A 13,225-nucleotide genomic window follows, 5' to 3' on the forward strand; every position below is an offset into this window, starting at 1 on the left:
TAATGGCTAAAAAGAAAATAAGTTATCGCGATGCAATTAGCGAAATAGAAGAAACCATAGCTTCAATTGAAAATGGAGAATTGGATGTGGATGAATTGTCGGAAAAGGTAAAACGTGTTTCGGAACTTTTGGTCGTTTGCAAAGACAAGCTTCACAATACTGAAAAAGAAGTTGAGAAAATTTTAAATGAGATGGATGAATAAGTCTGTATTCATCCTTCTATTGGTTCTTTGCAATATCTCTTGCAAGGCACAATCAGAAAAATCCTTATCAACTCAGCAGTTTGTTGATGAGTTTGTTGCTGATTCTTGCTTTCATGCTGCTGGAGTTGGTATTGTGGTATCTGATTTAAAAACGGGAGAATTACTGGCTAGCAATCAAGCGCATTTAGGCTTAACTGCTGCATCAACACAAAAACTAATTACGAGTGCAGCTGCGCTTGAAATTTTGGGTATCAACTACCAATTTAAAACACAGATTAAAATCGATGGAGAGATTCTTCAAGATGGTACTTTAAATGGAAATGTAATTGTAAAAGGCTTTGGAGACCCTAGTTTAGGATCGAAGTACTTTGCCAACGACAAGTCAATTGAAGTTCAAATTGCAGAGAAACTACAACAAAATAAGATCAAAAAAATAAGCGGAAAAATCATTGCCGATGCCTCTTATATACAAGCTAAAATTCCTTCAACTTGGATTTGGGAGGACATCGGAAATTATTACGGAGCCGTACCTAATGGGCTGACTTACAAAGACAATACTTACACACTTTTCTTTGCTTCTGGACAAGCTGGTAGTAAAACTGAAATTAGTAAAACAGAACCCAAAAACACTGGCTTACTATTCGACAACCAGGTTGTCAGCTCATCCATAAATAGAGATTTGGCCTATATTTTTGGTGGAAACATAAGTAACAAAAGAAGAATTGAAGGCAGCATACCAAAAAATCGATCTCTATTTAAAGTAAAAGGTGCACTTTTACAACCAGAGAATAGTTTAATAGAGGCTCTTACCAAATCAATTACTGCTCTTGGAATTCGAATTGAGAATGAAAATTTACCCCCGAAAAAAAGCAAGCTTCTTTTTACGCTTTATTCTCCAAAATTGAATGATATTTTAAAAATTACCAATCAGAAGAGTGTAAATCTCTTTGCAGATCATTTACTTTTTGAAATTGGACAAAACCAATCTGATGAAGCAAGTTGGGAAAGTGGGATTAGCGGTGTCAAAAACTTTTGGGAAAGTAAAGGTCTAAATACAAAATACATTTCTCTTTACGATGGAAGTGGACTCTCCCATTTTAATACCGTCTCAGCAGATTTTTTCGATCAAGTGCTAAAACACATGAACCAGAGCAAATATCGAAGTGATTTTATTGCTTCCTTACCTGTTGCCGGCCAGTCTGGCACATTAAAAAACTTTGGGCGAAATAGTGCCATTAACGGAAATTGGATTGCTAAAACCGGATCGATGACTGGTGTTAGAACCTATTGTGGCTACCTAACAACTAAAAATGGGAAAAAATATTCTGTAAGTATTTTGATTAACAATTATTCTTCCTCCACCTCTGCTCTAAATAATAAACTTCATAATCTTTTAATTAAACTTTATAATTCTTAAATTGAACAGACATCTGTTAAACAAACAATTTGTTGTTTTATGAGAATTATCGGAAAACACTTTGCTTTTTTACTAACGATACTAATCTTCTGTTTAAAAGGATACTCCTCAAACCAGAAGGAAATACTTGTTTTAAATTCCTATCACAATGGCCTTAGCTGGACCGATTCTTTAGTAAATAGCATAAAAACAGAGTTGTGTCATGAACTAAACTACTCCGTCTATTTTGAAGATATGGATACGAAAAGACATTTTTCGGAGAAGTATTTCCAAACTCTTAAGGATTATTACAAGCAAAAATATGCAGATAAAAATCTGGATCTTATTATATCGACAGATAATAATGCTTACGATTTTTTAATACTGTATAAAGAGGAGATTTTTGGATCTATACCAGTATTGTTTTGTGGTTTAAATTCTGTTATTACTCCACCAAAAGGATTTAGTGGTGTCTTCGAAAATACCAGTTTCTGCTCAACAATTCATCTCATCGAGAATAATCATCCTGATTATAAAGAAATTGTAGTTGTTAGCGATCATAGTACTACAGGAAATACGGTTGTAAATGCTTTGCTTGAAGATCTCGATCACATGAAAAAGGCTCCTCGTTATCGTATTCTTCAACCAAATGACATACACGATTTACAATTAGAACTATCTTCTCTGAAAAAAGGAAATATTATTCTATACCTTTTATTTAACAGAGATAGTAAAGGTAACTACCTAAATTACGAAAGTAGTTTTGAAAGTGTAGAGCCTTATTGTTCGGTACCTATTTACTGTGTTTGGGATTTTTATTTGAATAAAGGTGCTATTGGTGGTGCTCTAATTACTGGAAGAAATCAAGGTAAACAAGTTTCAAACATGGCTAAAAAAGTACTCTCAGGCACTCCTGTTGATGATCTTCCTCCCCTAATGGCCGAACATGAATTTGTTTTCGACTACAAACAAATATCTGCTTATGGTATCAAGAAAAGTAAGCTTCCGAAAAATGCACGTATCATAAATAAACCTTACGACTTTGTTCGCCAGAACAAAGAGATTGTAATTCTTACTTTAACTGTTTTAATACTACTAACAATTATCATTATTGTTATGACGATTAATATTCATTTGAGAAAAGTAAGAGCACAAAAGGAGAAAATACATTTACAGGAAATACAAGCAAACCATGAGAACTTGAAAATTGCAAAAGAAGCTGCAGAGGAATCTAGCCGCCTGAAATCAGCTTTCTTAGCAAATATGTCTCATGAAATTAGAACTCCTATGAATGCTATTCTGGGCTTTACAGATCTTTTATCGAGTGGGGAAATTGAAAAGGAAAAAAGAAACCGGTTCATATCAATCATTCAAAAAAACACAAAAAGTTTACTTCGCTTAATTAGCGATATTCTTGATATTTCGAAAATAGAAACCAATCAATTGAAAATTCTAAAAAGTAAATGTAATCTTGATAATCTGTTCATTACACTGCAAGAAAACTTCGATACGCTTATTGAACAACACGGAGATAAAGAGCTAACTTTTACGATTTCTACTCCCGAAGAAAGTAGTATTTTAGAATTCACGACAGACACCATTCGTTTGCATCAAATTTTTATGAACTTGATCGAAAACTCGATTAAATTCACGAATCTTGGAACTATAGCTATTGGCTATGAGATTAGAGGTGATAAATTACAATTCTTTGTAAAAGATACAGGCATTGGAATTCCTATAGACAAACAAAAGATAATTTTTGACCGGTTTAGACAAGCCGATTTAAACGCTGACACAAGACAGTACGGCGGCACAGGTTTGGGCCTAGCAATCTGCAAAAGCTTAGTCGAATTATTGGGAGGTGAAATTTGGATGAAGTCACAACCTGACCATGGCACTTCATTCTATTTTTCATTACCAATCTAAAAATAACAAAGGCGAACTTTTCAGTTCGCCTTTGCTATATTGAATTCAATATTTTTTAGAAAAAATAGTAAAGGCCTACTGCGATACGAGTATTACCTACCCAGTTGGTATTCTCTACTTCTGCTTTCTCCGTAACATCACCATAAGCTGCTGCAGTATATTCAGCTTCTAATTCAAACTTTACATTTTTGATTCGTTTAGAAATACGAGGAGCTATTCGATATAGCTCACCAATATTTTTACCACGACTATAAATCATTCCTGTTTCAACTTTATCGTCAGCGCCCATATTTTTTGAATACCCTGCCATTAATGCTAACTCGAAATTATTTTTCTGATAAGAAATATCAGCCCAAGTTGCCGACACTTTAATTCCTGAATAACTAGCTTCGTTTGTCATTGGATTGATACTTTTTACAGCATAGCCACCTAACATCAGCATATCTGTAAGGTTTGATCCATATGTTGTTTGAGCTTTAAAAGTAATTGGTTTAAAATTCAATTTAAAATATCCCATTAAAGCCCAAGATGCAACCGTTTCATCATTCTTCCAATTCATTACATCTCCATTCTCTATAGATCCCGTTGAACTCATTAGAGATGGTTTCAAATTCTTATACTCAGCACTAGCACCAATTAAATGTTTGCCTGCGTAATAATGTGCTTGAGTTTGAAAAATAGGAAGTCCGGCATTTCTCAGATACTTATTACTACCTCCATCAGGACCTGTACTTGTGTAATCACGTTCCGATGCAATGGCAGCAATCAATTTCCAGTTTTCTGATTTATGCGTTAAGCGCACCTGAGGATTACGTGCAAATGGCTTAAAAGGCAATCCTGCACTTGCACCACATGTTCCAGGAAATACTTCTGTCACAAATAATGGAGACCAGGTTTGACCAATCAGTAATGATGTTTTTCCCCAATCTAAATTAAAAAAGGCATGACGCAAACGCATTCCATTTACATCGGATTCTCCATTACCAACAAATTCAGCTTCAATCATTGCACTTGTTTTTGCTCCTAATACTTCAGGACCAGTAAATTTTGCATTTACTCTTGATTGAATAACAGCCATATGGTAAATGCCTCCTTTATTAATATCCTTTCCACTTGCATCTAATTTCTCATTTTGGGGATACAATAAAATTAGGCCTTCGCGCGCACTTACAGTCTGACGTGTATCATAGGTAAATAAAGAATGTGCGTAACCTCCGAATTTAGCAGTAATTACTTTTTCTTTTTTTTGAGCAGATAGATTAGATATACTTGTGATAATCAATACAAGTAGTAATAGGTAATTCAATTTTTTCATAGATATTGTTCGTTTTTTGCGCCACAAATATAAACAGTAATATTTGTTTTAGGGGTATTGTAAAACAGTTTTACATCTTGTCTTTCCCGAACAGAAAGACAAAACATAAAACCCTATAAGATAGCTAATTGAGCAACAACAAGGAGTTTTAATATTCTTGGTAAATGATTAATGGACCACCTTCAAACTCAATACGAAAACTTTCTCCCATCGATTCGTTTAAGGTTCCCTGATACATCATTTCAAGTTTCTGTTCTGTTAGAGAATAGCGCAAATTGGCAGTAGAAATAAGGGTTTCAGGATTTGGTGAGAAAATTGAAACCTGCTGTCTGGTATAACTTTCAAAATTTTTGGCTCTCAAAATCGGCGTAAACACACCATAACTGGTCAACATTTTAACCTTAATTTTTCTGGCATATCCCGGAAGTAAAAATACATTCCCAATCATATGATCATCCCTCTGACCAGTAGCTCCCACAATGACAACTTCCGAAAAATTATTTTCCAGACACCAGTTAATTGCTTTGGTTAAATCATTTGTATCCTGATTTGCAAAATGATGAATAATATCACGATATTTCCATTTTAGATCAGAATCTAAAGAATCTAAATCTCCTACAATTGCATAAGGTTCAATACCAGCCTTATCTAATTTATTAATTGCTCCATCGCAACAAACAATGTATTTAGAGGACTTTAGTTCTTTTAAAGGAATTTCGTGTTTAGGAAATGATCCATTTGCCAGAATAACAGCTTTCTTTTGCATGCTTATTTATCTAATAAGTACCTGAATTTGATTTTACTGAAGCAAAAGTAATTATTTGTTGGAGATTGCTTCGGAAGAAAGCATATCTTTTTTCCATTGCAAGTAGCCAACCAAAGCTAATACAGTATAGAAAAAGAATAAAATAGAAGTTGGATACAAGCCTTTATAAATGTACAATCCTAACGAAACGGCGTTTACAACAACCCAAACCAACCATTGTTCTAAAATTTTCCTTGCCAACATCCAAGTAGCAACAATGCTTAGAGCAGTTGTAAAAGCATCCCAGTAAGGAATTGATCCATCGGTATAATTAACCAACACAAAAGAAATAAGGGCATAAATTAGCATGCTTACCCCAAAAAGAATGAGGAATAATTCCTTTGTTAATCTAGTTACTGGAAGCTCCTTTTTGCTAATTCCTTTGGACCAAACAATCCATCCATAAATACTGATAATAACATAGTAGAATTGGAGTGACATATCAGCGTAAAGTTTAGCCACAAAAAACACATAGATATACATTACCGAAGTAAGTAATCCTACTGGCCACAACCATTTGTTCTGTTTTATTTCCAAATACAAGAAAATTAAACCAGCAATGGTTCCAACTATTTCAATAATATTATCGAGAATCCAATTCATTTTATTGGGCTATATTTTGCAGGGACACAACTTCATGTGTCCCTACAAATTTAATTAAAATCTTAGTGTTACTCCTGCAAGAAAATTAATTCCTGCTTGTGGGTAATAATATCTCCAAGTCTTTTCATCACCTTGTTCGTACCAGTTTCCACCGTAAGCATTGTTCTCATATTTCTTATCAAGAACATTGTTTATTTGCACGTGGAATAAAATTTCTTTCATCCAAGTGGGTTGAATTGCATAATCCATTCTGAAATTATGAACCAAGTAGTCATCTAACTTACGTTCCGTGTTTGAGGTATTATCAAAATACTGTTCCCCTACATACTTACTTATAAAGCTTAGACCTAAGCCTTTTGAAGGTGTCCAATTTAACACACTGCTACCAATAACCTCTGGAGAATAACTAATATGTGTATCTCCTAATTCTTTACCTTTGTATTCTTCATTCCAATTTTCATCGTAATAAGTAGAATATTCTGTAAAATCTTTAATGCGATTACGACTTAAAGTTAAATTCGCATCCCATTTTAAATTCGAAAGAAGTTGTACTCCCCAAATAAATTCAATTCCTGCTCTGTAACTCTTGTCAACATTTGTCATGATATCCGACCCAACATTATTTTTTTCACCAGTTGGAACCAATTGATCACGGTAATACATGTAATATACGTTTGCACCAAAAGTCGCTTTCGCAGATTTAAAATTGTATCCCAATTCGTAATCAAATAATGATTCTTCCTTTGGAAAACTTGTTATGTCTTCCTTTGCATCTTTATAATTCGCTCTTGTTGGCTCTCTATGAGCTAAGCCAAATGAAGCATAAGCAGTATTTCTATCGTTAATAGTATAATACAAGCCCATTTTAGGATTGAAAAAATCAAACTTATGATCTTGAACTAATGGTTTCAAATCATCATCATTTCCAGTCATACTGTATGAAATGTGACGATACTGAACATCTCCATATACATTTAAATGATCACTCAACTCAACACTAATTTTAGCAAAGGTATTGTAATCTGTTTTTTCACCATTGTTAAAATACCACTGATAACCATTTTTCACACCGCCATTTTGAGCCCATAGAATATTTCCAAAATGATCTCCATCATAGCGATTCCAAGCTCCCCCAAAAGATGCATCCACGCTATTTTTCTTGTAATTTAAAGAGTAGGTAAATCCGTAAAAATCATTCTTCAACCATTTTTGGCGAGTTAAATCTGTTGAGCTAACTTCTTCTGCGCCATATATTGGATTGCTTAATCCATATTCAGCATAACTTTCATCTTCTTTGTATTGCTCGTAAAATCCTTTACCCTTGGTATAATGCAAGGCCGCATTCATGTTCAAATTCGAAGTCAGTTCTTGTGAATAGAATAACTGATAATGTGTCTGCTTGTAGTTATCTGTCTGGTTGTCGTAATAACGTGTAACACCATTTTCGTCGGTAAATTCACCCGCTGGATTATATTTTCTGTCTTCTACAACACTTTCATCCGGGTTGTTAACAGTAGGATTTCCCCACCAAGAAATACCAGTTTTCTGATCACCACTCATCACATTGAACTTCAACATGCTTTTTTCTTTGTAGTAAGTTCCACTAACAAAGAAAGATTCATGATCTGAAAATGCACGATCAACAAAACCATCTGATTTTAAACGAGAATAACGTGCATCAAAACTAAACTTACCATCTATTAATCCAGTTCCAACTTTAATTGTATTTCTAAACGTATTAAACGAACCAGCTACACTTTGCACTTCAGCATAAGGATCTGCATTAATCGTTTCGGTCTGGAAATTAATTGTTGCTCCAAAAGCTGCAGCTCCGTTAGTTGATGTTCCAACTCCACGTTGAATCTGGATGTTATCAACTGAAGAAGAAAAATCGGGCATATTTACCCAAAATACTCCTTGAGACTCAGAATCATTCAAAGGCACACCATTAACGGTTACATTAATACGAGAAGCATCAGTTCCACGAATTCTTAATGCTGAATACCCAACACCGCTTCCAGCCTCAGATGACACTACCATAGAGGGAGTTAGATTAAGTTGATACGGAATATCCTGACCCGTATTTTGTTTTCTAACATCATCGCTTGATAAATTCGTAACCGCTACTGGCGCTTTATTTCCTGCACGAGTGGCTGCAACTAGTACCTCATCGGCCATAATGGCAGATGATTCTAAACTAAAATCAAGACTGGTGGATTTTGTTACCTGAATTTCTTTTTGAGTACTTTGATAACCTAAAAATGAGACTACAAAATTGTATTTTCCTTCTTTTAGGTTTTGAAACTTGTAATCGCCATAAGAGTTGGCTACAGTTCCTAAATAAGTTCCTTTTACTGCAATAGTTGCACCTGGAAGTGCTTTCCCTGCTTTATCGGTTATTTTACCTGTTAGGGTAAGTTGAGAGAATCCGATAAAACAAACAAATTGCAATAGAATTAACACGCTAGCTCTGCGCAATACAGAGTTCATCTTTCTTGTAAACATTGTTTAAAAGTTAAAACGTTAATAAAATATTGCAATGAGGTTTTCTTAAGATCAGGTAGGCGAAGAGTTAATTCGCAAGTTTTTCCTACGCCGGCATTACCCGGATCAGGTAAATATCAATTTTAATAATAATTGATATAAGGGTATGATCTCAGCCCGTATTATTAAGGCACCCCACTGTGATTTTGCGTCAAAGGTAATCTGAAATAGTTCAAAAACAAAAAAGTCGGCAAATTGCCGACTTTTTTTTAAAAACTTTTCTCTTAATTCTAGTTTGTTGCATCAGGATGATTCACATTAAAAATATCCTTGATGGCTTTAATAAATGTTTTCTTAGGTAAGGCTCCTTTAGCCATTGTTGGTTTTCCTTCTTTCGGGATAAACAAAAATGTTGGCATGCTTTTAATACCAAACGCAGCCGAAACTTGAGGGGATTTATCTACATCAACCTTATAAATTTGAATGTCAGTTCCATATTCTTTTTGAAGCTTAGCCAAAACAGGAGCTACTCGTTTACAAGGACCACACCAGGTTGCATAAAAATCAACAATCACTGGTTTATCACCTTTATAAGCCCACTCTTTACTATTTGTAAAATCAAACACTTTTTCTTTAAAACTATTATCATCTAAATGAATTACTTTAGGTGACGATTGCGAAAATGCGCTTAAACTAAGTAATGTTGCAAATAATATAAAATATAACTTCTTCATCTTTTCTAATTTTGGAGGTATTTTTCCCAAACTTACTACCTCAAATTTAACTTCCTCATCTTTTTACTCTCCAACAAAAATGATGATTTTTCTAAAAACTTCTTAATCGGTAAGGAGCTTTAACAAATATTTAAGTCAAAAAATTACTCTTTTACTCCTAATACATCCTGGAAAGCTTGCTTAAAGGATTCTTTAGGTAAAGCACCTTGCGCCATTTGTGGCTGTCCATTTTGTGGAACAAATAATAATGAAGGAATACTCTGAATTCCAAAGATCGAAGCCAATTCTTTCTCTTCCTCTGTATTAATCTTATAAATTTCAAGCTTCTCACCATACTCTTTCTTCAAATCTTCAAGAACCGGAGCTACAGCTTTACAAGGTCCACACCAATCAGCGTAAAAATCAATTACACAAGGCTTATTTCCTTCAAATTTCCAGTCCTTATTATTTTCGAAATCAAACACCTTTTCTTTAAAAGATGCTAATGTTAAATGTTCTACCATAATTTTTACTATTAAAATAATCTACTTATTATTACATCTATAAATCTACATATTTTTATTATGCAATTTGTATGCCATATTCAAAATTCACTTATTTTTATAGATTCCATATAAATAATTGTAATTTTGTCAGCGAAAAGAGCTTTGGTTTTATTTTATTGACATACTCAAAGCCAAAATAGATATAACACCACAGATCTAAATCTGTTAGAAAAGAAATCAAGTGAAAGAACATTTAACACACCCTATATTCCCAATATTATCAGAAATTGTGACCAAAGAAAACCTTGAATCTTATGTGATAGGAGGTTTTGTTAGAGATCTGTTTCTAGAAAGAGGATCAAAAGATATTGATGTTGTTGTGATTGGTAGCGGCATTGAACTCGCTAAGAAAGTTGCTGAAAAAGCTGGCAATACGAAAGTTTCTATTTTTAAAAGCTATGGTACAGCCATGCTTAAATACAAAGGATTCGAGGTTGAATTCGTTGGGGCACGTAAAGAATCTTATCAGCGTGAATCTCGTAACCCAATTGTTGAAGACGGGACTTTGGATGACGATCAAAAAAGAAGAGATTTTACAATTAACGCATTAGCCTTAAGTTTACATCGAGATAATTTCGGCACACTACTGGATCCATTCAATGGAATAGATGATTTAAATAAAAAAATCATTAAAACTCCAATGGAACCTTTAATTACCTTCTCGGATGACCCGCTAAGGATGATGCGAGCAATTCGTTTTGCAACGCAACTGGATTTCAAGATTTCAGATGTAACTTTTGAAGCAATTAAAGCCAATAAGGATAGAATTCATATCATCTCGAAGGAAAGAGTTATTGAAGAAATGAACAAAATAGTTATGTCGGCTAAACCCTCAATTGGTTTTAAATTACTTGACGAGGCTGGTTTACTGGAATTGATATTCCCAGAGTTTCAGAAACTAAAAGGTAGAGAAACACGAAATGGTATCAGTCATAAGGACAATTTCTACCATACACTTGAAGTGCTGGATAACCTGTGCTGCCACTCTGACAACTTATGGTTACGCTGGTCGGCTTTACTTCACGATATTGCCAAGCCTAAAACTAAAAAGTTTGTAAAAGGTATTGGTTGGACCTTTCATGCTCACAATTTTATTGGTGAGAAAATGGTTCCAAAGATTTTTAAGAATATGAAACTACCTTTGAATGAAAAAATGAAATTCGTTCAGAAAATGGTTTCTCTGCATATGCGACCGATTGTTCTGGCTCAGGAAGTTGTTACTGACTCAGCTATTCGTCGCTTACTTTTTGATGCTGGTGATGATATTGAAGAGTTAATGCTCTTGTGCGAAGCAGATATCACTTCAAAAAATGAAGCTAAAGTCAAGAAGTTCCTCGATAACTTCCAATTGGTTCGTAGCAAGCTGAAAGAAGTTGAAGAAAAGGATGCTATCAGAAATTTCCAGCCACCAATTAGTGGTGAAGAAATTATTGAAATGTTCGCCCTTAAGCCATGCAGATTAATAGGTGACATAAAACTAGCAATTAAGGATGCAATATTAGACGGTATAATTCCTAATGAACATGATGCCGCTTACGAATTCATGATAAAAAAGGGCAAAGAATTAGGTCTCGAGCCAGTCAAAAAATAACAACAATTAAAACCTCTGAATTCGTTCAGAGGTTTTTTTTTGATTTGCTAACCTTTGCATGCTAAATAGCAGTATCAAATAAAACAATAATATCTACTTTTGCTGCCTGAAAAAAATCTAACTGAGAACCTAATATAAAACTAAACTCACATGGCATACGTTGACAATACAATGATTATTAGAAGGGATCTTTTGGCAAGAATGGCTGACCTTTTTAATGACGGGAAATTAGTGGAAGGATTGGATCGTATTCCTCTGGAAATGGCACCTCGAAACAGAGAAAACTCTGATCGCTGCTGCATTTTTAAAGAAAGAGTTATCATCAAAGAAAAGCTTATTCCTCTTTTGGGTTTCGAATTGGAAGAAGATCGTGATGAACTTAAAACCTTAGGTGAATACGCTACTGAAGCTCTTGAAAGAGAAAATCCAATAGATAAAATCCTTACCGTAGTAGATGAAGCTTGTACATCTTGTGTACAAAATTCATATATCGTTACGAATCTTTGTAAAGGTTGTGTGGCTCATCCATGCATGATGAATTGTCCTAAAGAAGCTGTTAGTTGGAACGCAAACGGACAGGCTCAAATCGATCCTAAAACCTGTATCAACTGTGGTATTTGTATGAATGTTTGTCCTTACCATTCGATTATTTATATGCCGGTTCCTTGCGAGAATGCATGTCCCGTCGGAGCTATTACTAAAAATGAACATGGTAAAGAGCAAATAGATGAAGACAAGTGTATCGACTGTGGAAAATGTATTACAGCCTGCCCTTTCGGTTCTATCATGGAGAATTCTCAGATTATCGATATTATGAAATCGCTTAAATCTGATCAAGAAACTATTGCATTAGTCGCTCCTGCTTTATATGGTCAGTTCAAGTTTAAAACAGAGAATGTAATTGGAGCTATAAAAGAATTGGGCTTTCACGATGTTATTGAAGTAGCTAAGGGTGCTAATGTAACTACAGAAAATGAAGCTGATGAATTATTAGAGCGTCTGGAAGACAAAGCTCCTTTTATGACCACATCATGTTGTCCTGCATATGTTTCAGCTGTGAAAAAACACATCCCAAATATGGAGCAATATGTATCTCATACAAAAAGCCCGATGTATTACGCAGCAGAGATAGCAAAGAAGCAATATCCTAATGCAAAAGTTGTTTTCATAGGTCCTTGTATCGCTAAACGACGCGAAGGAATGTCAGATCCAAACGTTAATTACGTTATGACTTTCGAAGAGTTATCCGGACTATTTGCAGGTTGGAATATCAATATTGATGGTAATGCTATTGAATTGGATAGAAGCATTAAAAATCATGGACGTGCATATGCTGCTAGTGGTGGAGTTGCTCAATCGGTACTTGAAGTTAAACCATACGTTAATATTAAACCAGTTATTGTTAACGGTATCGATAAAAAGAAAATAAACATGCTAAAAGCTTTTGCCAAAACAGGGAAAACAAGTGGTAACTTTATTGAAGTTATGGCATGTGAAGGCGGTTGCATTGCGGGACCTAGCTCAAACTACGATCCTAAGACAGGTAGTAAATTATACGAAAAGAATCTCTCAGAAATAATTTCTGCAGAATAAAAAAATCAAAGATGGCTATCAAATATTGGT

General features: G+C 34.5%; 11 protein-coding genes. 5 read left to right on the forward strand and 6 right to left on the reverse strand.

Features of this window, described 5'->3' with window-relative positions; all coding sequences use genetic code 11:
* Positions 1–2: 2 nt before the first annotated feature.
* From xseB to L3049_RS08025, 3 genes are read left to right on the forward strand one after another with little or no spacing between them, the layout of a single operon-like run.
* Complete coding sequence (gene xseB / locus L3049_RS08015) at positions 3–203, forward strand: exodeoxyribonuclease VII small subunit (RefSeq protein WP_275109284.1); 201 nt, start codon at positions 3–5, stop codon at positions 201–203.
* A complete protein-coding gene (gene dacB, locus L3049_RS08020; RefSeq protein ID WP_275109285.1) occupies positions 196–1,620 on the forward strand; it encodes a D-alanyl-D-alanine carboxypeptidase/D-alanyl-D-alanine endopeptidase in 1,425 nt (474 codons plus the stop codon). Before xseB ends, dacB begins: the two co-directional genes overlap by 8 nt.
* Positions 1,621–1,659: 39 nt before the next feature.
* Positions 1,660–3,525, forward strand: coding sequence for a sensor histidine kinase (locus L3049_RS08025; protein ID WP_275109286.1), 1,866 nt, complete (start codon positions 1,660–1,662; stop codon positions 3,523–3,525).
* A 55-nt stretch (positions 3,526–3,580) separates the two neighbouring features.
* Here the strand turns inward: L3049_RS08025 and L3049_RS08030 are convergent, their stop codons facing one another.
* The 6 genes from L3049_RS08030 to trxA (L3049_RS08055) form a co-directional block, all read right to left on the reverse strand.
* Positions 3,581–4,840 (reverse strand): hypothetical protein, encoded by a 1,260-nt coding sequence (locus L3049_RS08030; RefSeq protein ID WP_275109287.1) that lies wholly within the window; start codon positions 4,838–4,840, stop codon positions 3,581–3,583.
* Positions 4,841–4,988: 148 nt separating this feature from the next.
* On the reverse strand, positions 4,989–5,606 hold the full coding sequence (locus tag L3049_RS08035; RefSeq protein ID WP_275109288.1) for a thiamine diphosphokinase: 618 nt from the start codon (positions 5,604–5,606) through the stop codon (positions 4,989–4,991).
* A 51-nt stretch (positions 5,607–5,657) separates the two neighbouring features.
* Positions 5,658–6,248: a nicotinamide riboside transporter PnuC gene (pnuC, locus tag L3049_RS08040; RefSeq protein ID WP_275109289.1), complete on the reverse strand. Its 591-nt coding sequence runs from the start codon at positions 6,246–6,248 to the stop codon at positions 5,658–5,660.
* A gap of 54 nt (positions 6,249–6,302) precedes the next feature.
* Complete coding sequence (locus tag L3049_RS08045) at positions 6,303–8,753, reverse strand: TonB-dependent receptor (RefSeq protein WP_275109290.1); 2,451 nt, start codon at positions 8,751–8,753, stop codon at positions 6,303–6,305.
* A gap of 269 nt (positions 8,754–9,022) precedes the next feature.
* The gene (gene trxA, locus L3049_RS08050; RefSeq protein WP_275109291.1) at positions 9,023–9,466 is read right to left on the reverse strand and encodes a thioredoxin; all 444 of its coding nucleotides are present in this window, start codon (positions 9,464–9,466) and stop codon (positions 9,023–9,025) included.
* A 143-nt stretch (positions 9,467–9,609) separates the two neighbouring features.
* Positions 9,610–9,969 (reverse strand): thioredoxin, encoded by a 360-nt coding sequence (gene trxA / locus L3049_RS08055; RefSeq protein ID WP_275109292.1) that lies wholly within the window; start codon positions 9,967–9,969, stop codon positions 9,610–9,612.
* A 223-nt stretch (positions 9,970–10,192) separates the two neighbouring features.
* On the opposite strand from trxA (L3049_RS08055), the gene L3049_RS08060 reads away from it, so the two are divergent.
* On the forward strand, positions 10,193–11,602 hold the full coding sequence (locus L3049_RS08060) for a CCA tRNA nucleotidyltransferase (protein WP_275109293.1): 1,410 nt from the start codon (positions 10,193–10,195) through the stop codon (positions 11,600–11,602).
* 150 nt (positions 11,603–11,752) lie between these two features.
* On the forward strand, positions 11,753–13,195 hold the full coding sequence (locus L3049_RS08065) for a monomeric [FeFe] hydrogenase (RefSeq protein ID WP_275109294.1): 1,443 nt from the start codon (positions 11,753–11,755) through the stop codon (positions 13,193–13,195).
* Positions 13,196–13,225 lie beyond the last annotated feature (30 nt).

It is taken from the genome of Labilibaculum sp. DW002, from assembly GCF_029029525.1.
GTDB classification, from domain to species: Bacteria; Bacteroidota; Bacteroidia; order Bacteroidales; family Marinifilaceae; genus Paralabilibaculum; species Paralabilibaculum antarcticum.